This is a genomic window from Streptomyces fradiae (assembly GCF_041270065.1).
GTDB lineage: Bacteria > Actinomycetota > Actinomycetes > Streptomycetales > Streptomycetaceae > Streptomyces.
Genome location: NZ_CP065958.1, coordinates 5,467,559 through 5,493,966, shown reverse-complemented (window position 1 = coordinate 5,493,966; position 26,408 = coordinate 5,467,559). Strand labels below are relative to the sequence as shown.

Sequence of the window (26,408 nt, the reverse complement as noted above, 5' to 3'; positions counted from 1 at the left end):
AGCGTGCCAGCGAGCAGGCCTGATTGACAGGTATGCAACAAGGATTTGACCAACCGTTGTCCGAAGGGCGGCCAACTCCGTCCGCTATACGGCGAGCTGACCGCTCCAAGGGTCAATGAGGGTGGAGATAGGGGTGACCGAGGGGCGCCGGAGGGGGTCTGAGCGGCGTCGGAGGGGCGTCGGAGGGGCGGCCGGGAGGTTACGGAACGATGAGCTCCGCCGTCGCCGACAGACGGTGCACCGACGGAGGTTCGGCGAGCGCGGCAGGGGCGCGCAGCGCCAGGGCGGCGTCGTGGGCCGGGCCGCAGGGCAGGTCGTACAGGCTCCAGCCGGCCGGCGCGGGCGCCGCCGCGCTCAGGTCGTCCAGGTGCGCGGCCCGGCCGAGGCCTGTGCCGAGCCCCTTCAGATACGCCTCCTTGCGCGCCCAGATCCGCCCGAAGGCGGCGGCATCGCCGTCCGGTCCGACCTCGGCCCGCTCGGCCGGGTGCAGGACGGCGACCAGTTCCCGTACGGCCGCGGGCTCGGGGCGCAGTTCGACGTCCGCGCCGACCGGGACCGGCGCGGTGGCGATCAGCACCCGGCCGCGCGTGTGCGAGAGAGAGAAGTGCAGCGGGGGCCCGGGCAGCGCGAGGGCGGGCCGGCCGTGGGGTGCGTCGCAGCACGGGCAGGGTTCGCGCGTGAACTCCAGGTCCGCCGGCCGCTCGCCGAGCAGACCGGCGAGTACGGTGCGCAGCGCGACGTGCGCGGCGACGTAGAGCACGCGGTCGGCGGGCCGCAGGAACGCCGCCGCCCGCCGGCGCTCCCGCTCGTCGAGGACGCCCTGGTCGAGGAAGGGCGGGGCGAGCGACGGCGCTTCTGCGGTTTCGTTCAGTTCCAGCAGCCAGGCATCGGCGCGCATTGGTCGGTGGCCCCCCGTCCTTCCGGTCCGGCCCCGACCGTACACGTATGTGACGGTCGAACGGTCGAACTCGTCTGCCAGGGGGCGGGTTCAGGCCGTGCGGACAGGTCAGGCCGTGCGGACGGGTCAGGCCGTGCGGACGGGTCAGGCCGTGCGGACGGGTCAGGCCGTGCGGACGGGTCAGGCCGTGCGGACGGGTCAGGCCGTGCGCTTGTGCGGCGTCGTCTTCTTCGCCGTGGCCTTCTTCGCGGTGGACTTCTTCGCCGTCGTCTTCTTGGCGGGCGTGGGCTGCTTCTTGGCCGGCTGCGTCTTGGCCGGCTGCGTCTTGGCCGGCTGCGTCTTCTGCGCGGTCGACTTCCGGGCCGGCGCCGCCGCCGTCTTCTTCGCCGCGGTCTTCGCCGTCGACTTCTTCGCGCCAGTCTCCTTCAGCGTCGCCGCCGCCGTCCGCTTCCGCGGGCGCAGCTCCGTGACCGGCGCCGCCTCGCCCCGGGCCTCCTTCGCCGCCCGGACGCTGCTCTCCAGGGCCGCCATCAGGTCGATGACCTGGCCGCCGCCGCCCGTCTCGGGCTCCGGCGGGGCGACGCCCGCGCCGCCCTCCGCCTTCGCGGCGATCATCTCCTCGACGGCCTCGCGGTAGTCGTCGTGCAGGGACGAGATGTCGACCTCGCCGAGGGTGGCCATCAGGGCGTCGGCCAGGTCAAGTTCGGCCTCCCGCACCGTCACCGGGGTCTCCGGGGCCACGCCCTCCGGGACGCGGATCTCGTCCGGCCAGAGCAGCCCGTGCATGGCGATCACGTCGTCCACGACCCGCAGCATGCCGAGCCGCTCGCGCCCGCGCAGGGCGTATTTCGCGACCGCCACCTTGTCGCTGCGCTTCAGCGCCTCGCGCAGCAGGGTGTACGGCTTGGCGGCCGGCACTCCGTTGGCGGAGAGGTAGTACGCGGCGTCCATCTGGAGCGGGTCGATCTCACCGGCCGGGACGAAGGCCACGATCTCGATCGTCTTCGCCGTCGGGAGGGGCAGCGCGGCCAGGTCCTCGTCGGTGATCGGGATCATGGTGCCGTCGGCGTCCTCGTACGCCTTGCCGATCTCCGCCTGGGTGACCTCGGCGCCGTCCAGCTCGCACACCTTCTTGTAGCGGATGCGGCCGCCGTCCTCGGTGTGCACCTGGCGGAAGGAGACGGACCGGCTCTCGGTGGCGTTGACCAGCTTGATCGGGATGCTGACCAGGCCGAAGGATATGGCTCCGTTCCAGATGGATCGCACGCTTCATCCCCTTCGCGCCGGCGGCTTGCCCTGTATGTACTGATACGTCCCGATATCCGTGGGATTCTCATCGTATGACGCCCATCACAGAGGTGGAGGGGCGCCGGCTGTCCCTCAGCAACCTGGACAAGGTCCTCCACCCCGCCACCGGCACCACCAAGGGCGAGCTGCTGCACTACTACGCCACCGTCGGGCCCGCGATCCTGCCCCATCTGCGGGACCGGCCGGTCTCCTTCCTGCGCTACCCGGACGGCCCGGACGGGCAGCTCTTCTTCACCAAGAACCCGCCGCCCGGCACGCCCGCCTGGGTGAAGACCACGCCGGTGCCTCGTTCCGACGCCCCGCGCGCCCGGCAGGTCATGGTCCAGGACCTGGCCTCGCTGATGTGGGCGGCGAACCTGGTCGTCGAGTTCCACACGCCGCAGTGGCGGGCCGGCGCGCCCGCCGTGGCCGACCGGCTGGTCCTCGACCTCGACCCGGGGCCGCCCGCGACCGTCGTCGAGTGCTGCCGGGTCGCCCTCCACCTGCGGGAACGGCTGGCGGCGGACGGTCTCACGGCGTACGCGAAGACCTCCGGCTCCAAGGGGCTCCACCTGCTGGTTCCGGTCACGCCGACGCCGTCGGAGGAGGTGTCGGCGTACGCGCGCCGGCTCGCCGTCGATGCCGAGGCGGAGCTGCCGCGGCTTGTCGTGCACCGGATGGCGAAGGCCCTGCGGCCCGGGAAGGTCTTCGTCGACCACAGCCAGAACGCCGCCGCCAAGACCACCGCGACCCCCTACACCCTGCGGGCCCGCCCGCTGCCGTCCGTCTCCGCCCCCGTGACCTGGGACGAGGTCGCCGACACCGCCGAGAGCGGCGCGCCGGAGCGGTTGGTCCTGCTCCTTGACTCGATCGGGCCGCGCCTGGAGACGTACGGCGAGCTGCTCGCCCCGCTGTTCGACCCGTCGGCCGCGGGGCCGGTGCCGTGAGCGGCGGGGGCGGGGGGGGGGTGGGGGGGGGGGGCGGGTTCGGGTTGGGGGGGGGGGGGGGGGGGGGGGGCCGGGGGGCGGGTGCGGAGGCGGGTGCCGGTGCGGGCCGCGGGCCGGGTTCGGGGGGGCGGGTGCCGGTGCGGGCCGCGGGCCGGGGGGGCGGGTGCCGGTGCGGGCCGCGGGCCGGGTTCGGGGGCGGGTGCCGGTGCCGGTGCCGGTGCCGGTGCCGGTGCCGGTGCCGGTGCCGGTGCCGGTGCCGGTGCGGATGTGGGTACGGGCGCGGGTACGGGTCCAGTTGCAGGTGGCGGTACGGGGTGGGGGCCGGGCCCTCAGCCGTACCCGGACCGCGATCCGGGCCGAGCCCCTGCCCGCGGCCCCACGGCCGAGGCCGGCACCGCCCGGGCCCCTGGCCCGGACCCCGAACCCAGCCCCGGGCCGAACCCGGGCGGGGCAGGCCCCGCCTCGGCCCCTGCCCCGACTCCCGACCCCGAACCTGGCCTCGGCCCTGGGTCAAACCCGGGCCGTGCCGCCGGATCCGGCCCGGAGGCCGCAGGCTCCGCCGCAGACTCCGCCTCTGGCCCTGACCCGACTCCGGACCCCGAACCTGACCCCAACCCCGGCCCGAGAGCCACAGGCTCCGCCGCGGACCCTGACCCGGGCCCTGGCCCAACTCCGGGATCCGGCCCCGACGTTGTTCTTCGGCCGCCGGTCGACGTCATGCGGCCGCGCGCCGCCGACGTGCTGCCCCGGCAGGGCGAGGTTCCGGGCGGGTACCAGTACTCCCTCAAGCTCGACGGTTTCCGCGCCCTCGCGTTCGTGCTCGACGGCGGGCAGGTGTTCCTGCAGTCCCGGGCCCGGCGCGACCTGGCGCCGGAGTTCCCCGGGATCGCCGCCTATCTGGGCGAGCGGTTGCCACCCGGGATCGTCCTGGACGGCGAGCTGTGCGCGTACCGCGACGGGCGGCTGAGCTTCACCGACCTGCTGCGCTCGCACCGGGACCGTGAGCGGGCCGGCATCCCCGTCTCGTACATCGCCTTCGACCTGCTCGCCCTCCCCGGCCACGACCTGCGCGCCCGGCCGCTGCGAGAACGCTGGGAACTGCTCGGCGCCGCCCTTGCCGACACCGGGCCGCCGCTCCAGCGGGTGCTCGCCACCGAGGACGAGGCGACCGCCCGCGACTGGTTCGACGCGCTGCGCGCGGCCGGGGTCGAGGGGGTGGTGGCGAAGGCCTGGAACTCTGCGTACCGGCCGGGCGGCACCTGGGCCTGGCGCAAGGTCCGGCACTCGGACACCGTCGACGCCCGGCTCGTCGGGCTCTTCGGGCCGCCCGGCCGGCCGCACGCGCTGCTCGTCCGGCTGCCCGACGGGCGCGAGTTGCGGACGGCGCCGCGGCTCACCGGACAGCAGGCGCACGAGGTCGCCGGGCCGGCGGCCGAGGCCGGGGTCGCCGCCGATCCGGTCGAGCATCCCGAGCACGGGCCGGTACGGCCCCTGGCCGCGCCCGTGACGGTCGAGCTGCGCGTCATCGCCGGCCGCCAGGACACCGCCCGCTTCATCCGCGTACGGGAGACGGAACCCTGGCCCGACCTCGACCCCTTGGACCCGGACGCCGACCCGGACACAGGCCCGGACACTGCTCCGGGCGCCGACTCGGACTCGGGTCACCCGGACTCCGCCCCCGACCCGAACCCGTACCGCGACCCCGCCGGGAACCCCGATCCCGAGGCCGCCCCCGGCCCCGCCCCGGACCGGCACCCGGATCCTGACCCCGACCCGGACACAGCCCCGGACCCCGACTCGGACTCGGGTCCCCCGGACGCCGACCCGGAGGCCGCCCCGGCCCCGGGCACAGACCCGGGCACAGACTCGGGCTCGGGTCCTCCGGGCGCCAACCCCCATCCGGACCCCGCCGCGGATCCCGATCCCGAGGCCGCCCCCGGTCTCGACCGGGACGCCGCCCCGGACTCCGCCCCGGGCGCCGGCTCAGACTCGGGTCCCCCTGACCCGGACCCCAGCCCCAACCCCGGACCCGGACCCCAACCCCGCCCCCCACACCCCCTGACCCGACCACCCCTCCCCCGGCCACCGAAACCGCGCCCCCTGGCCTGAACCCGGCGGCCGCTCTGCTCCGTTCCGTTCAGGACAAAGTCCCCGGACGGGGGTCGCGGGGCGCCCGGGGCGCACTCCGGCGCACAAGTGCGCATGTCCAGCGGGCGCGGGGCGGGCCGGGAGGCCGGGGAAGGGGGCGCGCGGGGGCTCCGGAACGGCCGGGCGGGGGTCCGCCGGGGCTCCCGGCGGACCTGCGGATGGCGCAAAGCGAGCGGCCGCACCGGGCTCGCGGGACCGCGTCCGGCCGGTGGGGCCTTGTGCGGGGTGCGTTGGTGCACACTTGCTGCCTGGTACAGCGCTCACGGGGAAGGCGGCGGCCTGCATGCTGACGGGGATCGAGGAGGTCGACTGGGCCTCGCTGGGCCATGCCTACGGCCCCGCCGACGATGTGCCGGAGCTGCTGCGGGGGCTCGCCTCCGCGGATCCCGCCGAGCGCGAGAACGCCCTCGACGGCATGTACGGAGCCGTCCACCACCAGGGCGACGTCTACGACTCGACCCTCGCCTGCATCCCCTTCCTCCTCGAACTCGTCGCCGACCCCACGGTCCAGGACCGGGGCGGCATCGTGGAGTTGCTCACCAGCATCGGCGGCATCGACCTCTGCGGCGACGAGGAGCTGGACGAACTCGACCCGGACGACGCCGAGTTCACCCCGGCGGCGAACTACGCGATGGCCGCTGCCGCCGTCGCCGCCGGCGCCGACGTCTTCCTCGGCCTGGTCCACGACCCCGACCCCGAGGTGCGGCTCGCGGCGCCGTGCGCGCTCGCCTCGCTGCACGGCGACCCCGTCCACGTACTCGAACTGCTCCGTGAGCGGCTGACGATCGAGCGGGACACGGAGGTACGGCTCGCGCTCGTCGCCGCCCTCGGGCGGATCGCGCTGCGGCACGAGTCGCTGCGCGCCGAGACAGTGGAGTGGCTGGACTGGCTGTCGCGGGTCGCGCAGGCGCCGGGTCTGCGGCTCGCCGCGCTCGCGCAGCTCGCCCGGGTGGCGCCCGCCGAGATCCCGTACGACGTGGTGGAGCGGGTGACGGTGCTGCTCGACGAGGTGCGCACGGCGCCCGCCGACGTCCCCGCGGAACCGGCCCGTACGGCCGCCGCCCCCACCCTCGTCGGGCAGGTCCGCGAACTCCTCGAAGAACACTCGACGGGCCGCCCCACCCCCTGGACCGAGGAGCTCCTCCGCACCCTGCACACCGCCCTCGACGACCGGGTCGACGACCGCATCGCGCTCATCCTGGCCCAGCTGCGCAGCCCCGACTGGGGGCAGCGTTCGGACGCCATCTGGCTGTGTGGCGGTCTGATACGAGTGTGGCGCGGGCGGTACGACGAGGTGGTGCGGCTCGTCGGGGCGCAGCTGGGCGACCCGGAGCCGCGGCTGCGCGAGGCGGCCACGTCGTTCCTTGAGCGCCTCTTCGAGCTGGCCGCGCCCTCGGCCGACGCGCTCGCCGCCCGGTTGACGGCCGGGGCGAGCGGGCCGACCGGGGCGACAGGCGCGACCGGGGTGAACCGGGGGCCTGGCGCGCGGGCCGGCCGGGGCGGCGCGCTGCTCGCGCTCGCCCGGTCGGGCGACTCGCGGGCGATCCCGCTGCTCGCCCGCGCCCTGGAGGAGGAGCGCGAGGTGCGGCGGGAGCTGCTGTACGCGGTGGACGCGCTGGGCCCGGCGGCCCTGCCGCTCGCCCCCGTACTGCGGCGCCGGCTCGCCGAGGTGGAGCTCGACGACCTGCTGTACGACCGGGCGGCGCCGCTGCTGTTCGCGCTGGGGTCGGTACGGGGCGCGCAGGCGCTGCCGGAGGTGCTGCGCGTCCTGCGCGGGGCGCCCGCGAACCGGCGGGACTGGGTGCACGAGGCGTGTCTGCGCACGCTGACGGCGTTCGGCCCGGCGGCCCGGGAGGCGCTGCCGGACGCGCGGCGGCTGCTCGCCTCGCCGTCGGCGGCGGTCTCGGCGATGGCGGCGCGCGCGGTGTGGGCGCTCGACGGTTCGCTGGACGAGGCGCTCGACACCCTCGACCAGTGGCTGCGGCCGGGCACCTCGGGCGAAGAGTGGTGTGCGGCGGCCCTCTCCCTGGGCGCCATCGGCCCGGCGGCGGCACGGACGGCGCCGGCCCTGCGGGCCGGGCTCGGCGCGCGGGAGCTGTGGGTGCGGGTGCGATCGGCGGCGGCGCTGTGGCGGGTGACGGGCGACTCCGTGGACACCCTGCCGGTGCTGCTCGCGGCCTGGGAGGAGAACCGTCACACCCGGGTGGCCGTGGCGGAGTGCCTGGCGGAGATGGGTCCGGCGGCGGCGGGCGCGGAGCCCGCGATCCGCGCGGAGCTGTCCCGGCGGCGGCGCCACAACGCACGCGAGGACGGCGCGGGCTCGCACGACGTGCACGACGACGAGAAGCTCCTGACCTTGTGCCGGGCGGCCCTGTCGCAGCTGGAGCGCCGCGCGGTGTGAAGCCGAGTGCTCACCGTCGGCCCACTGTTACACAATCGCAAAATCGGACATTTACCTTCGTATCCGGTCAGCAGTCACTAGTCGGCAGTCAGCAGTCGGCAGTCGCGACCAGCCCAGCCGCCCGGATCGGAGTCCGTCATGCCCCGCGCCCGCACCGCGCCCCCGTCCCGCCCCGCCCGCCGCCGCGCCGCCCTCGCCGGGGGCGCGCTCGCGCTGGCCGTCGGCGGCGGGCTGCTCGCCTGCGGGGGCGCGGCAGGGGCTGGAACGCATACGACTACGGCTACGGCTACGGCTACGGCGCCCGACGTGGTCGTACGGAATGTGACGGTGGCGCCGGCCGGGCGCGACAAGGCCGCTCCACCCATGGCGGCCTCGGAACCGACCCGCCTGGTCGTACCGTCTGCGGGGGTGGACGCCGGGCCGGTGCTGCGGCTCGGGCTCGACGCGGATCGGGAGATGCAGGTGCCGTCGGAGGAGCAGGCGGAGCAGCCGGGCTGGTACACCGGGAGCGTGACACCGGGCGAGCGCGGGGCCGCGGTGCTGGTCGCGCACTACGACACGGCGCGCGGCCCGGCCCTCCTGCGCGACGTCGCCGGCGTGCGGACCGGGGACCTCATCGAGGTGGGTCGGGCGGACGGCTCGACGGCCCGGTTCGCGGTCCGGGAGATCCAGCAAGTAGACAAAAAGGACTTCCCTACGAATAAGGTCTACGGGAAGACCGAGCGTCCCGAGCTGCGCCTCATCACCTGCGGCGGACCCGTACGGGACGGTCACCGCACCGACAACATCATCCTCTTCGCCGACCTGGTGAAGTAGCGGTGGTGACGTAGCACCGGACACACACAGGAGCAGCGTGGGAATGCGCCGCCGGCGGCCGATCGCCGTCATCACCGCCGCGGGCGGTGCCGTCGGCGTGCTCGCCCTCACCGCGTTGCTCGGCGTGCTGCTCGCCGGCTGCGGCGGGCAGGGCGAGCTGCAGAGCGCGGGGCGCGCGCCCGGCGCCGTCGGGCCGGTGCGGCTCTGGCCGGATCTGCCGCCCGCGACCAATCCGCCGATCGACTACGGCGAGAACACCACGGAGCGGGTCCCCGGCATCGAGGTCCGGGACAACGACGTGCGCTCGGTCGACCCGGTCGCCGTCGTCCAGGCCGAGGTGCGCGGGCACGAGGACGCGCGGTCCGGGCAGGACGGGCTGTACGAGGAGACCGTACGGGCCATCGAGAAGTGCCCCGCCGGCACCAGAGGCACCACCGGCACCACCACCCCGGCCGACAGCCCCGACAGCGCCGCCCGTAAGAACTGCCCCCTCCTCACCCCGTACTACCGCGACCTCACCGGCAACGGGCGGGACGAACTGATCATCGGCATTCGCATGCCCGACCAGCAGCTCGGCCTGCGCGTCTATCTCGCCGAGAACGACGGGCTGACCCGGATCATGTCCACGGTCGACCAGGTGGTGAGCATCGAGCTGGCCGGCCGGGACCTGATCGTACGGGCGAGCTCGGCCGGGATCCCGGGCTACGAGTACCGGACCGCCTGGTCCTGGGACGAGCAGCAGCGCACGATGCTGCCGGCCCGTGACGAGATCGTCCGCGTCAAACCGCGCGGCCCCGGCGCCTCGACCGTCCCCGCACCGGACCTCGTCAGCCCCACCGCGTCCCCGGCCCCCCGCGCCGTACCTCCGCCGGGGGCCTCCGGCAGCCCCTCGCCCGGGCCCACCGCGGACCTCGCGCCCGACGCCTCCGAGGGCGGCCCGTGAGCCGGGCCCCGGGCGCCGGCGCAGCCGGGAGCGGCGGCGCCCGGCGTCGGATGCCGCGGCAGCCCGCCTGGACGGCGACGCTCACCTTCAAGGCCGCCGTCTTCATCGCCGTGATGTGCTGCGCGCTCGCGGCGCTGCTCGGCGTGCTCGTGCACGTGTCGGTGGCCGGGCAGACCGTGCGGGACTCCCGGGACAAGGCGCTGGCCCGGCTCGACGAGGTCGGCCGGCTGTACGAGTCGGGCGAGCCGCTGCCCCGGTTCGCCGGGGTGGACCCGGCGGGCCTGCCCGCCTCGCTGCGGGCGCTCGCGGCGGGCGGCGAGCGGGGCACGATGGTGGCGGATTTCGAGGGGCGCCCGACGATGTGGGCGGCGGGTCCGGCGGACGGGCGCGCCCTGGCCGTACGCATCGACTACACGCAGAGCGCGGCGACGATCGACCGGCTCGACCGTTCGATCCTCGGCTCGTCGGTGCTCGCCATCGGGGCCACCCTGCTCGTCGGGGCGTTCGCCGTCACCCGGGTCACCCGGCGGCTGCACGCGACCGCGACGGTGGCGCGCCGGATCAGCGCCGGCGACCTGGACGCGCGCGTCAACGACCCCCGTACCAAGGACCCTTCCCGCCCCCTCGACGAGGTGGCCACGGTCTCCGGGGCGCTCGACACGATGGCCTCCTCGCTCCAGCGCAAGCTGCAGAGCGAGCAGCGCTTCACGGCGGACGTGGCGCATGAGCTGCGCACCCCGCTGACCGGGCTGTCCGCGGCGGCCGAACTGCTGCCGGAGGGACGGCCGTCGGAGCTGGTACGGGACCGGGTGCGGACGATGCGGGCGCTGACCGAGGACCTGCTCGAGATCTCGCGGCTCGACGCGGGCACCGAGCGGGTCGACCTGGCCGTGCACGACCTCGGGCCGCTGGCCGAGCGGGTGGTGCGCGCCGCCGCGAGCACCTCGGGCACCGTGACCGAGGTGCGGATGGTGCGGGACGCGACCGTGGAGACGGACAAGCGGCGTCTGGAGCGGGTGCTCGGCAATCTGGTCGCGAACGCGCACCGGCACGGCGCGGCGCCGGTGGTCCTGTCGGTGGACGGGCCGGTGGTGACGGTGCGGGACCACGGCGCGGGCTTTCCGGACTATCTGCTCGCGGCCGGCCCGCAGCGGTTCCGCACCGAGAGCGGCGGCAAGGGCCACGGGCTCGGGCTCACCATCGCGGTCGGGCAGGCGGAGGTGATCGGCGCGGAGCTGGTGTTCGCCAACGCGCCGGAGGACGACGAGGGCGGCGGTGCGGTGGCGCGGCTGACGCTGCCGGAGTACGTACGCCTCGCGGAGCCGGACGACGAGGGGCCGGAGGAGCAGGAGGACCCGGAGGAGCCCGAGGCCCCCGAGGACCCGGCGAAGGCGTAACGCCCCGGACGCCCCGAACGCGGCACACCGCGGCACACCGTCACACAAAAGGGACATAAGGCTTACTGCTTGCTACGTTGCGGTCCATGACCGCACCGCCGCCGACGGACGCGAAGGACATCAGGGACGCGCCCCCGCCCGGGGTCCGGGTCCCGAAGCGGCGCGGTGTGGAGTTCTCGCTGCTGGTCGGCGCGGTCCTGATCTCGGTCCTGGGGTACGCGGAGGTCGGGCTCGCCCGCAACGGAGCCGTACCGCCGGACGCCGCCCGTTACGGTGCCGGGCTCGGCACGCTCGCGCTCCTCGCGCATCTCGCCGTACGGCTGCGCGCCCCGTACGCCGATCCCTTGCTGCTGCCGATCGCGGTGCTGCTCAACGGGTTCGGTCTGGTGCTGATCTACCGGCTCGACCTGGAGTCGGCGGCCGACATCGCCGCGCCCACCCAGCTGGTCTGGTCGACCGTCGGGGTCGGACTCTTCATCGTGGTGGTGCTGGTGATCCAGGACCACCGGGTGCTGCAGCGCTACGCCTATCTCTCCGTCACCGCCGCCCTCGCGCTGATGATCCTGCCCATCTTCTTCCCCGCCGTGAACGGGGCGAAGATCTGGATCCGGATCGGCGGACTGTCCTTCCAGCCGGGCGAGTTCGCCAAGATCCTGCTGGCGGTGTTCTTCGCCGCCTACCTGGCCGCCAACCGCAACGCGCTCGCCTACACCGGGCGGAAGATCTGGCGGCTGCAATTCCCGACCGGCCGGGTGCTCGGCCCGATCGTGGCGATCTGGGGCCTGAGCGTCTGCGTCCTCGTCCTGGAACGGGACCTGGGGACCTCGCTGCTGTTCTTCGGCCTCTTCGTGATCATGCTGTACGTGGCGACCGGCCGCACCGGCTGGATCGCGGTCGGGCTGCTGCTCGCCGCGGCCGGCGCCTTCCTGGTCGGCTCGCTCGAACCGCATGTGCACAGCAGGGTGCAGGACTGGCTGGACCCCTTCGCCTCGATCCGCGCGGGCGACGGGCCGGGGCAGCTGGCGCAGTCGCTGTTCGCGTTCGCGGCGGGCGGGATGCTGGGCACGGGTCTGGGCCTCGGGCACTCGGTGCTCATCGGCTTCGCCGCCAAGTCGGACTTCATCCTGGCGACGGCGGGCGAGGAGCTCGGCCTGGTCGGCCTCACCGCGCTCTTCCTGCTGTACGCGCTGCTCGTCGCCCGCGGCTACCGGGCGGGGCTCGCGCTGCGCGACCCCTTCGGGCGGCTGCTGTCCGTCGGCCTGGCCTCGATCCTGGCGCTGCAGGTCTTCGTCATCGCGGGCGGGGTGATGGGGCTGATCCCGCTGACCGGCATGGCGATGCCGTTCCTCGCGCAGGGCGGCTCGTCCGTCGTCACCAACTGGGTGATCGTGGCGCTGCTCGTGCGGGTCTCGGACTCGGCGCGGGCGCCGCGCCCGGACATGGCGGACACGGGTGTGATCGCCCCGATCGCGGAGGACGCGGCGTGATCAGGTACATCCGGCGGGCCGCGGCCCTGTGCTTCCTCCTGCTCGTGGCTTTGCTGGTGAACGCGGCCCGGGTGATGGTCTTCGAGGCCGACTCGTACGACGACAACCCGGCGAACCGGCGGGTCGCGATCACCCGCTGGGGCCAGCCGCGCGGCGAGATCCTGGTGGACGGGCGCCCGGTGACCGGCTCGCGCGACAGCCGGCAGCAGCTGCGCTGGGAACGCACGTACACCCAGGGGCCGTTGTACGCGCCGGTGACCGGCTACGCCTCGCAGACGTACGGCACGACGCTGGTCGAGGACGCCGAGGACGCCGTCCTGTCCGGCACAGACCCGATGCTCGCCCCGCTCCCCCTGTGGAACGACGTCAGCCGCGGCCTGCAGCCCGGCGGCGACGTGGTCACCACCATCCGGGCCCGGATGCAGGAGGCGGCGTACCGCGGCCTCGACGGCAAGCGGGGCGCGGTGGCGGCGATCGAGCCGTCGAGCGGCCGGATCCTGGCGCTCGTCTCCTCGCCCTCGTACGACCCGGGGGTCCTGTCCGGCACCGGCCCGGCGGTGGCGGAGGCGTGGCAGCGGCTCAACACCTCCCCCAACCAGCCGATGCTGGACCGGGCGATCCGGCAGACGTACCCGCCGGGCTCCACCTTCAAGATCGTGACGGCGGCGGCCGCCCTGGACACGGGCGCCGTCACCGACCCGGACGCCCCGACCGACACACCCGACCCCTTCATCCTCCCCGGCACCCGCCAGGTCCTCCCGAACGAGGCCACCGGCTGCGCGAACGCCTCCCTCGCGTACGCCATCCAGTGGTCCTGCAACACGGTGATGGCCGGCCTCGGGGTGAAGGTCGGCCTCGCGGACATGGTGGGCACGGTCGGCAACTTCGGCTTCAACGACCCGGGGCTGCGCATCCCGTCCTGGGTGGCCAAGTCCAACTTCGACACCGATATGTCCGAGGACCAGCTGGCCCTCTCCTCCATCGGCCAGTTCGACACGGCGGCCACCCCGCTGCAGATGGCCATGGTCGCGGCGGCCGTCGCCAACAACGGCGAGATCGCCGCCCCCCACCTGGTCGAACGCACCACCACCTCCGCCGGCACCACCATCGACACCCCGGCCCGCCGCACCTACCGCCAGGCCATGCGCCCCTCCACCGCCACCCGCCTCCAGGACCTCATGATCCGCGCCGTCGAGGACGGCACCGGCACCAACGCCGCCATCCCCGGCGCCCGCGTCGGCGGCAAAACCGGCACCGCCCAACACGGCCTCGGCAACACCGGCACCCCCTACGCCTGGTTCATCGCCTGGGCCCAGGCCCCCGACTCCGCCCAGCCGGCCGTCGCCGTCGCCGTCGTGGTCGAGGACGCGGAGGCCAACCGCACGGACATCAGCGGCGGCGGCAGCGCGGCCCCGATCGCGAAGGCGGTCATGGAGGAGGGGCTGCGGCTGGAGGCGGAGGCGCGGGGGCGGTAGCTCCGGTTATCAGCCGATCTCGGCAGTCGCTGGTGCACACGATGATTGCCGCGGCCCCAACGACTGCCATCAGACATCACGATGGCCCCGCCGGAAGCGCTCTCCGGCGGGGCCACACATGTTTCGAGTTACATCAAGTTACAGCGGGGCATCGGCATCAGTCAGCCACGCTTCGAAGTCCTCGACACCGTGAAGGTAGGACTCCGGCGACTGTTTGAGATCTGCACCTGCCAACCGATCCAAAAGCGTCCACAGGACAGCATTGGAGGAGTAGTCGGCACTCTCGTCCCTGATTTTCTCCATTGCCCAGTCGGCAGCTTCCGCCCGGTCCACCTGGCCGGAAATCAATCCGGCCAGGAGCCTTCGCGCCTCGATGAATGTCTCGTCCATGGCTAGAAGGTACCCGTGAAATTGCCCAGGGCGTCGAACACGTAGTGCACCTTGGTCCCGCCTGTCACGTTCACGTCCGGTCGAACAATTCTCACTCGTCCGGCATGGTCGACAGTCTCGTGCCAGATGCGAGTGGCGCCCGTTGCAGGGTTCCACTCACGAACCAACCGGCGCCCAAGCATCTCGCCGGGCGTACGAGCCACGGCTACCTCGCCGTAGAAGCGGAAGCGTCCATCCGGAAGCTCACGGACTCCAGCCTTGCCATACTTCGCCGCCTGATCCAGAAACTCCCTGGGGTAGGCACTGAAATAGGACTCCGCGCTGTTGCCGCCACCGCTGTCTCCGCTGCCTGAGCTACCGCTGTTGGAGCTTCCGCTACCGCAGTTGTGAACCAGGACAGAAGTGCTGGCCGCCGCCACGTAGTAGGTGTGGAGGTCGGAAACGGTGAGGTTGTGAACAACGGCGGTCTGGGCCGTCCAGCGCCGGACCGCGGTGACCTGGACAAGCGTGCCGCTACTGGTCTGGAGCCACTGGCCGGACTTCAGGTCGGTGGCCTTGATCCAGTCGCCGAGCTCGGGGACCCAGATCGGGTGACCGTCGGTCGCGGTGATCTGAGCCGTCTTTTCACCGGTCTTGCCGTCGACATCGATCGTGATCTTGACCAGGTGCTTGAGACCCTGGCCCTTGATCTCGGCCGTGACCGTCTCGACCCGGGTCTCCCCGGTTTTCGGGTCGGTCGCGACGACCTTGTCGCCGGCCTTCACCTGCTCGATCGGCTTGGTGGAGCCATCGGCCATCAGCACCTTCGTGCCGGGCACGAAGCTGTTGCAGGTTTCGCCGTCGCCGCCGCCGTCGCCGCGCTCGCCGCCACCGCCGTCGGCCTTGCCTGAGCCACCGCTTCCGCTGGAACCGCCCTTACTACGCGCGGAGCCGCCGGACTTGCCGCCGCCTCCACCGCCGGAGCTCTTGCTTCCGCCACCCTTGCTGGATGCGGGGTGGGAGGAGGACTTCGGTGCTGACTTGGCCTGGGCCTGCTTGTGGACGGGGTTACCCGTCTTCCGCTTCGCGGCGGCCGCTGCGTCGGCTCGTCTCTTGGCGGCTTCTGCCGCCTTCTTCTTGGCTCTTTGAGCAGCTTCCTTCTTGGCCTTTTCAATGGCCAGTTTCTTGGCCCTCAGCGCGGCTGCCTCGGCGGCCTTGGCTGCCTTCAGGACCGCTTCCGCCGCCCGCTTGGCCGCCTTGAACGCCTTGATGGCGTCGATGGTGCGGTTGACCGCCTTGATGACGGACGGGATCTTGCCGAGCTTCGTCCACGGAATCGCGTCGATGATGAGGCTCGCGCAGGACCACATGTCACCGCCGAAGCAGGCCATGGCGTCGTTGATACCGATGAAGTCCTTCAACGTCTCCCAGGCCACAGCCAGGATGACCGAGGTGAGGGACTTGCCCTGCATCGCCTGCGCCTGCGCAACCTGAGCTGCGGACAGACCCGCGCCGGCCAGGGCCGCAGCCTTCTCCGAAGCGGTCAGGCTGATCGCGAGACCGGTCGGGTCGGAATACGTGACCGGGTTGTTCTGCGCGTACGCGTACCCGTTGGACTGCAGCGGGTCGTTCAGGTCGAGCACCGGGTCGACGGACAGGAAGCGCCCGACCACCGGGTCGTACAGACGAGCACCCAGCGGCTGGAATCCGGAGGCGTCGTCCCGGTCCTTCCCCAGGAAGCCCTTGTGGTTCTGGAGGTTCTGACCGGCCGTGTCGGCGCCACGCTGGTTGCCGAACGGGTCCTGCTTGCGCACCCGCACCGGCATGCCGGTGTAGAGGGCGACCTCCGCGTACACGCTGCCCTGGTGGTCCATGGCGAGCGCGTTGAGCGCGTCGCCACCCGTGCCGTTGGCGTAGCGCAGAACCGCGCCGCCGGGGCTCGCGTAGGTGCGCTCGGTGCGGACCAGGACACCACCCTGCTGGACGGTGACCGTCGCCTCGCCCAGGTTCAGCGTGGCCTGCTTGCCCTGGATGGTCAGCAGGCGCTCGCCGTCAGGGCCGTAGATGTGACGGGTGTCGTTCTGCGGCAGCCACTGCTGGGCGGCCTGGGCCGCGTCGCAGGTGGCGAGCACGATCGCGGTGCCGTTGACGTTCGCCGCGCCCTGCACCGCGAGGCACAGGCCGGAGGCGACATGGGTCAGCTGACCGGAGGCGTTGCGCTTGACCTGCTGCGCGGTGGTGCCGTTGCACTTCTGCACCTGGAGCGCGGAGCCCGCGGTGTTGGCCGCCGGCTGGACGCACCAGGTGTCGTAGACCGACAGCGTGCCCAGGTTGGCGTCCGTCTGCCCCGGGGCCGGGGTGAAGCGCCAGTTCTGCGCGACCGTGGCATTGCACTGGTACAGCTGGATCGGCTGACCGGCGGCCGCAAGACCCGACTTCAGGTCGAGGCACTTCTGGCCGAGACCCACGTACGGGGTCTTGCCTCCCGTGCCCTGGCCGGTGATCCGGTCGACCTTGCCGTCGTACGTCCAGGTCAGGTCCTGCTTGTCGCCATTCTGGACCGAGGTGATCGACTTGGTCTCGCCGGTCAGCTCGTACAGACGCGTGGCCTCGGCCGTGACCTGCGCACCCGCGGGGGTGGTGTAGGTCTTCGACACCTTGGTCAGCGAGTGCGGCTGGCTGCCGTCGGCCTTGCCGTACGCGTAGGTGCTGACGGCGTCCTTGGCGGTGTTGCCGGAGAGGTCCTTCTCGGTCAGCTTGGTGCGGTTGCCGAGCAGGTCGTACTCGTACTCCTGCCAGTAGCCGGAGGCGTCCGGGCCGGCGGCCACGTTGAGCGTGCCGTCGGCGTTCTTCGGGGTGGTGCAGTTCTGCGTCGCCGGGTCCTTGGAGGTCCAGGCGGACTTCAGCTGCCCGATCGGGTCGTAGACGAAGCACTGGCGCTCCTCGATCCCGACGGACTTCTCCTGGATCGAGGTGACATTGCCGGCCGGGTCGTAGGTGTACGCCCGGTTGGAGACCAGGTTGCCGCCGACGAGACTGGCGTCGTTCTTCTCTCGGTAGACCGACTGCTCCTTGAGCTCACCGCTGCCCTCGTCGTACGAGTTCTGCGTCCACACCCGGTACGGCTGCGCACCGAGGGTGGAACGGAGCACCTGGCCGTAGGGCGAATAGACGGTCTCGGAGCCGTACCAGTCCTTGCCGGAGATCGAGACCGGCTTGCCGTCCTTGTTGTAGCGGACGACCAGCTTCTCGCTGGCGAACTTGCCCACCGCGGGAAGGGTGGATTCGTTCAGCATGCCGTTGTCGGAGTACGCGTAGTCGTACGTGTAGTCCTTGGCGAAGCCCCAGGTGTCGACGATCGACTGCGGCAGGGAGAGGGTGGTCGAGGTCGGCTGGTAATCCTTCGTGTAGCCGTTGACCTTCTGCGTGTACGCCAGCGCGTCCGTGTAGCGGGTGGCGGTGGCGGGCATGCCCTTGCCGCCCGGAGCGGTGTCGTACGTGAAGTCGGCCAGGAGCTTGCCGGTGGAACTGTCCTCACGCTGCTGGGTCGGCCGCGACAGCTCGTCGTAGCCGTTCCAGACCTTGCTTCCAAGGGCATTGGTCGTCGTGAGGACACGGCCCCGGGCGTCGTACTCGGTGCGGGTGGTGCCCGAGTCCGGGTCGGTCGCCGTCTGCATCCGCCCGTTGTGGTCGTACGTCCACGTCCAGGGGTGCGTCGGGTCGGCCGAGGCGGTCGCCTTCACCGGCTGTCCGTGCGAGTCGTACTCGTAGCGCGTCGACGTGAACCCGCCGGGCGCGGCCGGGTTGAAGGTGTCCGTGCGGGTGGTGCGGCCCAGCGCGTCGGTCCAGACGCGGTAGGACGAGTCGCCCTCCGGCTGGATGACCTTCGACCAGTCCTCGCCGTACTCGTAACGGACGGCCCGCTCCGGGTACGCCCTGGAGATGGTCTCCTGGGTGCTCGGGTCCACGTACTTCATGTACGGGGTCTCCTGGAGCACACGGCCCAGACCGTCGTACGTGTAGCGCGTGATGTTCGGGATGGCCGTGTCGGAGAGCGGCGTGAACAGCTCGCCCGGCTTGGCCTCCTTGGTCAGGTAGGCGTTGTTGGTCTGCCAGACCTCACCGGAACTGTTGTAGAGCGTGTCGGTGACGAGGTAGCCGGCGTCGTTGTCGGCCTCTTCGAGCGACTGACGCTCACGGCCGAGGCCGTCGTAGAGGGTGACGGAGGTCTCGATCCGGTCCTCGTAGCCACGCGAGTAGGTGGTGACGTACGGAGGCTTACGGATCTTGATGTTCTCGTCGGTGGGGTCGGTCTCCTCCGCCGGGATGGTGTAGACCGCACGGAAGTCCGGCACGCCGTTGCCCGGCGTACGGCCCGGGGCCCACGCCTCGGCCAGCCGGCCCATCGGGTCGTACACGGCCTCGCTGACGAGATTGTTCGCGTCGGTCGTCTTGAGGGTGACCGCGCGGCCCGGCTCCAGTTCCTGAACCTGCGTGTGACCGAGCGAGTTGGCGGTCGTGACCTTGAAGACCTGCCCGGTGGGCGGGTCGAACGTGAGCGTGGACGACTTGCCGTCCGGGTCGGTCTCCCTGGTCACACGGCCGATAGCGTCGAAGCCGGTGGTGCCGGCGGTCTGAAAGCCGGTGCCTGCGCCGTTCAGCAGCCACGACTCGGTGGCCAGGCCGCGGCTGGTGGAGCCGAGGGCTGTGCCGTAGGCGGTGCCGTCGTAAGCGGTACGAGCACCGCCGCTGAGCGTCGACAGGTCCGCCCAATTGGCGCTCGCGCACGTCGTCGGCGAGTTGAGCACCTGCTTCGACAGACCGATCAGGTTCTTCGTCGTCTCGTGCAGGTACTCCAGCTTGGTGCAGGACTCGTCACCGCTCTTCCCGGTGTCACCGAGCGACTCCACCAGCGTCGGCAGACCGTACGTCGAGTCGTACGTCGTCACCGTCTTGACCGAGCGCACCGTACGCGGGTCGTCCGTGTTCGTACCGGACGACTTGGTGTACGCGATCTCCTCGGGCTCCGTCACGCGCCATGCCTGCAGCGGGCTCAGGCCGTCGCCGAGGTCGCGCCGGGCGAGTTCGGTCGCCGCGGGCTTGGTGATGGAGCGGCTGAGCCAGTCGGTGTCGGCGTCGGTCGCGTTGGAGTAGGTGAGCTCCTCGGCGATGCGGCCGGCGAAGGGCTCGGCGTCCTTGGCGATCTCGGCGCCCGTGATGTCCTTCACGGACACGGTGTCGCCCATGCCGCGGAAGAAGCGGGTGACGGCCTTGGACTGCTTGCTGCCGATGGCCGGGTCCTCGGTGCCGGTGAGCACCGTGGTCTGCTCGAAGCCCGCGAACCGCGAGTACGTGCGGGTCGACTTCTTGGTGAACTCGGCCTCGGCGAGCTTCCAGCCGGGGTTCTTGTACGCGTACGCCGTCTTGGTGGCGAAGGCGCCGTCGACGTTCGGGAGTTCCTCGATCGACTCGACCACGTACTTGTGGAACCAGTCGATGTCCTCGACCTCGGGGTCCGGGTTCCAGTACGACGGGTAGCAGAGACGGGTGTTGGCCTTGAGTGCTGCCGTCTCCGTCTTGCTGGGGAGGTTCTGTCCGGTGGCGCAGTCGTTGGTCTGGCCGGTCGGGTCGTTCGCGTCGGGCGTCTTGTACGTGACGATGGTCTCGCCGCCGTACTCGTTGATGACGCGCGCGATGCGCAGCCGGGAGAAGCCGGGGCGCTCCGGGTGGTACGCCTTGACGCGGTTCGGCATGTCCTCGGCGTTGGGCTCGAACCGCACCGGGTTGAGCGACACGCTCGCGTCGGTGGAGCCGTTGCGGGCGTAGCCGGTGCGCTGGACGGACTCCAGCCACAGGGCGGTGTTCGGGCCGGTCCGCAGCTCCGCGAAGCTCTGCTTGAGCTGGTAGACGTCGACGACCTGGCGGGCCTCGGTGTCGGTGCGGCGCTGGGCCGAGGTCTGGATCTTGTCCAGGCGCTTGCGGGACCAGAAGGTCGGACCCGCGTTCCAGCACATCTTGGCCTTCTCACACCGGAGGTCGCCCGGGGTGTCGTACCAGATTCTGTAGTTGCCGGGGTCCTTCGAGGTGAAGTTGGCCTCGGTGCACTTCACCGCGTCCAGGCAGCGCTCCGCGACGGTGAAGCCGACGCGGGCCGGAGCCGTCGCGCTGAAGATGTTGTCCTTGCGCTGGCCGTAGTAGATGTGGTCCAGCCAGCCGTCGCGGTCGTAGACGACCGGGCCCTTGAAGTACAGGTTCCGGGCGTAGTAGTTCTGGTCCTTGTCCCACCACAGCGTCATGGCGTTGCCGTGGACGTCCTCGACGTAGTCGAGGCCCCAGCGCCAGCCCTGGTTGCAGTAGGACTTCTTCCAGTCCTCGACCGTCGGACCCTGGTAGCAGTCCTCGCCCGCGTGGTTGCCGTACACCGGGACGGTGAGCACCGACTTGGTGGTCGGGTCGTCGTCGGCGGTGTCGGGGGTGCCCTTGTCGGACCAGCCCGGCAGACGGTTCTTGCCGAAGTGGTACTTGGTGCCGTCCTTGGTGGTGACGATCCAGTACTCGCCGTCCTTGGCACCGTTGCCGGTGCTCTGGCCCGTGACCTGCTCGATCTTGGAGCCGTCGCCGTTGGCGGTGAACCACTTGTTCTTGGTGGCGTCCCACACCAGCTCGGTGGTCATGCCGCCGAGCGAGAGGGTGGCGTTGTTGGAGCCCCAGCACAGGTCCGGCGTGCGGTGGGTGGAGTTGTTGGAGCCGGCCTTCTTGGAGTCCTGGCGGCAGTTGTTGTACGTCCGGGTGATGGAGCCCGGGTTGTAGTCCCAGCCGTCGCCGATCCAGGAGGCCTGGTTGTTGCTGGCGGAGGTGCGTCCGTCGACGGACTGCGAGGAGTAGCCGAGGGAGATCTTCGGCATCAGACCGCCGGCGGTCTCCGGGACCTGCACGTCGTACGAGTACGTGAAGGCACCCGAGGACGAGCCGGCCGACCAGGCGCCGGAGGACAGCAGCGGGGAGGCGGTGAAGTCACCGGACACCGAGGAACCGGTGTCCATCATGCCGACCGCGCCCGAACCGCTCGTCGCGCCGGCCGTCTTGAACGACGCCTTGTTCGCCGAAGCACCGTCGGCGCCCTCGGCCTTGCTGTCGGCGTCCTCGGCGAGCAGCTTGCCCACCGGGATGGTGCCGGTGACGATCTTGCGGGTCTTCGCCGACTTGGCGGTCTTCGTGTGGGTGGGCGCGTCCTTGGCGGCCACGGTCTCGACCGTCGAGCGGAGCCGCTCGAACTTGCCTTCGGTCTCGGAGCCGTCGGAGCCGGCCATGGTCTGCGTGCTCGGGTCGGCCTCGCAGTCGCCCACGCCCATGCCGTCGATGACACAGTCGGGCAGCAGCACGAGACCGAACCGGTCGGCGGCCTGCGGGCCGTAGAGGTCGGCGAAGCCGGTGGTGTCGACGCTGAGCGCGACCTGGGCGGCCGGGTCCACGCCGGCCGGCGGCGTGACCTTCATGATCAGACCGGAGACGCCCGCGTCCTGGGACTCCACGGGGGTCTGCAGGTCGACGGTCCAGTCACCGGCGAGCGTCGCCGGGTCCCCGCCCTCCGGCACGCCGATGGCGATCGGCAGATCGCCCGACACCGCCTTCATGGTGCCCGGCGCGTCGGTCGCCTCGAGCGGCGCCGTGCCCACGCCGGCCGTCCACGGCACCGCGTTCTTCGGGTCGTACGGGTCGACCGGGACCTGCGGGGCCAGGCTCAGCTTCGTGTCGGCCGTCTCGTCGCCGGCGGCCTCGGTGTTCTTGGGCAGGTCCGGCAGGTCGACCTGGGAGATCGACTCCTCACGGCTCATGCCCGGGCCGGGGATGGCGAGTGCCTGCCCGCCCAGGCTTGTCACCGTCAGAGTCGAGGACAACAAAAGGACGATCGCCGCGCGGCTTCGCCGCCGGCGCCGTCGTTGTGACTCTGTCAGGGCTGGGCGTCCTCGCCCCAGCCATGACAGCGGACCTGAAGCACGCATGCGCGTCGACTCCCACCCTGGCAACTTCGATACGGACGAGGTGCGGAAACACCAAAAGGCACACGTCTGGCTCAGGCGCGTGCGTGCGCACTCTCTGTCATGCTCCGGGCACTTATCAAGATCGCCGGCAGCCACGTAAAGCCGGGATAAGTGATCTCGATCACGGGATGAAGTCGCGCGGACCGGCACAGTGACGACGCGCCAGACAGATCATTCGAAGTCGACCCATCACAGGCGATTACGGTCCCGAAATGCCGCGAACCGGGCTTCGTTGACGCTTCGTCAAGCACCTTCCATGTTTGCGTAACGGATTCATAAATTCTTCACGCGTAGACGCAATGCTTCACATGTGTGATCGTGTGCGCGCCTTATGCCCCGCGGCTTGCCGTCCGGGGCTCTCTGTGTTGTCCCCATCCATATGGTTCCCACGGGAGTAGACCGCCGTGACCGCGCCGCCCCGATATCTCAGCCCCTTCGTGCGCACGCGCACGCGGCTGTCCCTGACCCTCGGCCTCGTCCTGGCCGCCCTGACCGCTGCCCTGTTGCCCTGGTGGCAGCCCTCCACCCCGCCCACGACCACCGGTTCCGGGGCGGTGGACGCCAAGCAGGCGTCGACCGGCCCGAAGGACGAGGCCACCGCGGTGGCCGAGGCCGCTCGCACCGGCAAGAAGGTACTCGTCGAAACGGCCACCTCGGCCACGGCTCTGACCTGGGCCCTGCCCAACGGTCAGCTCCGCACCCAGACGCACGCGCTGCCCCAGCGGGCGAAGAACGCCGAGGGCCACTGGGCCCCGATCGACAACACGCTGAAGCGTTCCGCAAAGGCGCCCCGTGGACTGGGCATCGCACCGGTGAACGGTGCCGTGCCCGTACGGTTCGCCAGTGGCAGCGCCGACGCCTCACGCGCCAACCGCTCGTACGCCCGCGCCCCGCAGCCCGGTGAGACCGTGCTGGCCGAGGTCGAGTTCGAGGGCCACACCATCGCCTACACCTGGCCGGGCACCCTGCCCGAGCCGGTGCTCGACGGTTCCCGCGCGCTCTACCCCGAGGTACTGCCCGGCGTCGACCTGCTGCTGATCGCGCGCGAGGAGGGCGGCTTCGGCCAGCTCCTGATCGTCAAGACGCCCGAGGCCGCCAAGAACAAGGCCCTCGCCAAGGTCGGTTACGGGCTCCGGTCCGCCACGGCCACCTTCCACAACGACCCCGAGCACGGACGTGTCCAGGTCCTGGACAAGGCCGGTAAGGAGATCGCCGCCGTCCCGACGCCCTTCGCCTGGGACTCGAACGGCCGCGACACCGAGCTCCCCGCCGGCACCACACAGCGCACCGCCACCGGCACCCCGGCGGACGTGCTGAAGCTGTCCGGCCTGACCGGTGTCGAGCCCGGCACCAAGGCCGCTCAGCTGCCCGTCGCCCTGGACGGCGACCGCACCGGCGCCGCCCGCATCGAGCTGGACGTGGCGGGCACGGGCCTGCTGTCCGGGACCGGCGTGAAGTACCCCGTCTTCGTCGACCCGTCGATCAACCCCGGCACCGCGGCCTGGGCGCTCGTGGTCAAGAACTACCCCAACTCCAACTACATCAACGGCACCAACTACAGCGGTGGCACGTCCGAGGCCCGCGTCGGCCACGAGAACGACACCGGCATCACCGCCCGGTCCTTCTGGCGCATGGGCTTCTCCAGCTCCCTCAAGGGTGCGACGATCACCCGCGCCGTCTACAAGGTGAACAACACCCACTCGTGGTCCTGCTCCACCCGCGAGTTCCAGTTCTACCTGACCGGCTCGATCTCCTCCGGCACGACCTGGAACGCCCAGCCGTCCTGGTCGACGCAGCTGAAGCGATGGAGCTTCGCGCACGGCTACTCCTCGTCCTGCCCGGACGCCTACGAGGCCATCGACGTCAAGAGCGCCGCGCAGTCGGCCGCGAACGGCGGCTGGTCGAACATCACCTTCGGCCTGCGCGCCACCACGGAGACGGACTCGTACACCTGGCGCAAGTTCACGGCCAAGTCCGCCGTCCTGGAGGTCGACTACAACCGCCCGCCGACCGAGCCCACCGACGGTGAGATCAACGGGCTCGACTGCGTCGTCAGCGCCACCGGCCCGGGCCAGACCATGGGCAAGACCAACCTGGTCCTGAAGGCCAAGGCCACCGACCCCGACGGCAACCTCCTGGGCCTGCGCTTCAAGTTCTGGAAGAAGGGCGACGCCGTCCCGGCGGGCACCCTGGCCACCAACCTTTCCAGCGGCTACGCCTCGACCACGATCGCGTCGACCACCCTGGTGGACAAGGCCACCTACTTCTGGGCCGTGCGCGCCGAGGACTCCGGCGGCCTCTCCTCCAGCTACTTCCCGGCGAACACCGCGGACAACTGCGCCGTCACCATCGACGGCTCCGCTCCGCCGCCGCCGGCCGTGACCAGCAACGAGTTCAAGCGGGCCACCTCCGACGGCGCCACCTGGGCCACCGTCAAGTTCGGCTCCACCGGCTCCATGACGTTCACCTCCACCGGCGCGGCCAAGTTCCGCTACGGCTGGGAGGGCGTCAACTACGTCGACGTCGCCGCCACCAACGGCTCCCTCACCGTCACGGGTCTCAAGCCGCTGCACGCCGGCCCGAACTGGATGCACGTCTTCGCCCTGGACTCCGTCGGCAACGTCAGTGCCCGCACCGACTACGCCACCTACGTCCCGCCCCGCGACACCGCGGACGGCCCCATGGACGTCGGCGGTGACGGCGTCCCGGACCTGATGATCATCGACGCCAACGGCAACTTCTTCTCCTACCCGGGCACCCCGGGCGGCGAGCTGTACGCCGGCCTCACCGGCTCGTACACCATCGGCACCGACGGCAAGCCGGTCCTCGCGCCGAAGACCCCGTGGTGGAACGGCACCAAGGCGGCGCTGATCTCCCACTACCAGGACGTCTACCCCGGCGACGGCTCCACCGACCTGTTCGCGGTGGACCCCGACGGCACGTTCTACCTGTACCCGGGTGACGGCTACGGCACCTTCAACGTGGACCAGCGGCTGAAGATCCGCCTCCCGTCGAACGCCCCGGCGCCGTCGACCTGGCTGCAGATGAAGGCCATCGGCGACATCACCGGCGACAAGCTGCCCGACCTCACCCTGCGCACCGCGAGCGGCGGGTTCTGGGTGCTCTCGGGCTACACCGGCGCCTCGTTCCAGAGCGCGACGCTGATGAACTCGGACGCCTGGGCGCGCCGTGACATCGTCAACCTCGCGGACATCAACAAGGACGGCACGCCCGACCTGCTCTGGCGCAACCTGGACGCCGGCAGCATGTACGTCCGCCATGGCAAGCCGGGCTCCGTGGCCGGCAGCGTCGACCTCAACTCCCTGATGCTTGCGGCCAACTCGCTCAACGGCGACGTGGCCTACGGCACCAGCTGGACCGAGGCCAACGTGTCCACGGCGATCGGCATCCCGGACGTGAACGGCGACGGTGTCCCGGACATCTGGGCCCGGTTCGCGTCCGACGGCCACATCTCCCTGTACTACCCGTCCACCACCAACACCAACGCGCCGGTCAAGACGGTGCTGTCCTCCAACTGGAACGGCATCAAGTCCTTCGGCTGATGCGTCCGCTCCCGTGAGCAAGGGGTGAGCCCCCGGTGCCGGAATCCCGGCACCGGGGGCTCACCCCTTTCCGTGCGCTCCGCAGACGGCACCACCGGCCGCTGCGGCCACCGACTCCGCCCAGCCCGCCGTCGCGGTCGCGGTCGTCGTCGAGGACGCGGAGGCCAACCGCACGGACGTCAGGGGCGGCAGCCCCTCGGCCGGGCGTTCCGCACATCACATCTGGCACATCACGTCAGGCGAGTTTGAAGTCGCTTCGAATGACGCCGTATTCGGTGGGCTCCACCCAGCAGGTGTACGAGCGGCCCACAAGGTCGGATACATCAATTCCCAGTTGTCCCGCGAGGTCGGTGGCACCGGTCTTGAACGTCCGACCAGGGTCATCGGCCGCCTGGAAATGGGCAGTGGCCCCGCGCAGCTCTACGACGACATACGCGACACGACTTCCTTTTCGGGCGGGCTTGTCGTCATGGTGCTGCTTATGGTCGCCATGGGCATTCATCGGCTGACCGCAGATCCCGCAACGCATCTCGTCTCGCAGAGTGTCCATGGAGGAAATCGTACCTCCACATGGCAAAGCTCCTGCCGGAGCAGCCCTGTGAGAAGACTGTCCGGCAGGAGCCCGGTGAAGTGAT

General features: G+C 71.5%; 14 protein-coding genes. 9 read left to right on the top strand and 5 right to left on the bottom strand.

Annotated elements, in window-relative coordinates; genetic code table 11:
- Window positions 1-199: 199 nt before the first annotated feature.
- Both JAO84_RS25220 and JAO84_RS25215 read right to left on the bottom strand, forming a co-directional pair.
- Window positions 200-898, bottom strand: coding sequence for a 4'-phosphopantetheinyl transferase superfamily protein (locus JAO84_RS25220; protein ID WP_370414896.1), 699 nt, complete (start codon window positions 896-898; stop codon window positions 200-202).
- Between the two features lie 198 nt (window positions 899-1,096).
- Entirely contained in the window at window positions 1,097-2,164 is a 1,068-nt protein-coding gene (locus JAO84_RS25215; RefSeq protein WP_370414895.1) for a Ku protein, read from the bottom strand.
- 74 nt (window positions 2,165-2,238) lie between these two features.
- Here JAO84_RS25215 and ligD point away from each other — a divergent pair, with 74 nt between their 5' ends.
- From ligD to JAO84_RS25175, 8 genes are all read left to right on the top strand, one after another.
- On the top strand, window positions 2,239-3,132 hold the full coding sequence (gene ligD, locus JAO84_RS25210) for a non-homologous end-joining DNA ligase (protein ID WP_370414894.1): 894 nt from the start codon (window positions 2,239-2,241) through the stop codon (window positions 3,130-3,132).
- Between the two features lie 717 nt (window positions 3,133-3,849).
- Window positions 3,850-5,241 carry a hypothetical protein gene (locus tag JAO84_RS25205; RefSeq protein ID WP_370414893.1) on the top strand — a complete coding sequence of 464 codons (1,392 nt, stop codon included), beginning with the start codon at window positions 3,850-3,852 and terminating at the stop codon, window positions 5,239-5,241.
- Between the two features lie 322 nt (window positions 5,242-5,563).
- A complete protein-coding gene (locus tag JAO84_RS25200) occupies window positions 5,564-7,681 on the top strand; it encodes a PBS lyase (RefSeq protein WP_370414892.1) in 2,118 nt (705 codons plus the stop codon).
- 138 nt (window positions 7,682-7,819) lie between these two features.
- On the top strand, window positions 7,820-8,497 hold the full coding sequence (locus JAO84_RS25195) for a class F sortase (RefSeq protein ID WP_370414891.1): 678 nt from the start codon (window positions 7,820-7,822) through the stop codon (window positions 8,495-8,497).
- 43 nt (window positions 8,498-8,540) lie between these two features.
- Window positions 8,541-9,440, top strand: coding sequence for a hypothetical protein (locus JAO84_RS25190; protein WP_370416864.1), 900 nt, complete (start codon window positions 8,541-8,543; stop codon window positions 9,438-9,440).
- Between the two features lie 50 nt (window positions 9,441-9,490).
- Window positions 9,491-10,837 carry a histidine kinase dimerization/phospho-acceptor domain-containing protein gene (locus tag JAO84_RS25185; protein WP_370414890.1) on the top strand — a complete coding sequence of 449 codons (1,347 nt, stop codon included), beginning with the start codon at window positions 9,491-9,493 and terminating at the stop codon, window positions 10,835-10,837.
- Between the two features lie 86 nt (window positions 10,838-10,923).
- On the top strand, window positions 10,924-12,324 hold the full coding sequence (locus tag JAO84_RS25180) for an FtsW/RodA/SpoVE family cell cycle protein (protein ID WP_370414889.1): 1,401 nt from the start codon (window positions 10,924-10,926) through the stop codon (window positions 12,322-12,324).
- Window positions 12,321-13,799, top strand: a complete 1,479-nt coding sequence (locus JAO84_RS25175) for a penicillin-binding transpeptidase domain-containing protein (RefSeq protein ID WP_370414888.1) — start codon at window positions 12,321-12,323, stop codon at window positions 13,797-13,799. The genes JAO84_RS25180 and JAO84_RS25175 overlap by 4 nt, the downstream gene beginning before the upstream one ends.
- Before the next feature lie 138 nt (window positions 13,800-13,937).
- Here the strand turns inward: JAO84_RS25175 and JAO84_RS25170 are convergent, their stop codons facing one another.
- Entirely contained in the window at window positions 13,938-14,189 is a 252-nt protein-coding gene (locus JAO84_RS25170; RefSeq protein WP_370414887.1) for a hypothetical protein, read from the bottom strand.
- Window positions 14,190-14,191: 2 nt separating this feature from the next.
- The gene (locus tag JAO84_RS25165) at window positions 14,192-22,048 is read right to left on the bottom strand and encodes a ricin-type beta-trefoil lectin domain protein (RefSeq protein WP_370414886.1); all 7,857 of its coding nucleotides are present in this window, start codon (window positions 22,046-22,048) and stop codon (window positions 14,192-14,194) included.
- 599 nt (window positions 22,049-22,647) lie between these two features.
- On the opposite strand from JAO84_RS25165, the gene JAO84_RS25160 reads away from it, so the two are divergent.
- On the top strand, window positions 22,648-25,773 hold the full coding sequence (locus JAO84_RS25160; RefSeq protein WP_370414885.1) for a DNRLRE domain-containing protein: 3,126 nt from the start codon (window positions 22,648-22,650) through the stop codon (window positions 25,771-25,773).
- A 235-nt stretch (window positions 25,774-26,008) separates the two neighbouring features.
- On the opposite strand, the gene JAO84_RS25155 is transcribed toward JAO84_RS25160, so the two are convergent.
- The gene (locus JAO84_RS25155; RefSeq protein WP_370414884.1) at window positions 26,009-26,323 is read right to left on the bottom strand and encodes a hypothetical protein; all 315 of its coding nucleotides are present in this window, start codon (window positions 26,321-26,323) and stop codon (window positions 26,009-26,011) included.
- Window positions 26,324-26,408: the final 85 nt, after the last annotated feature.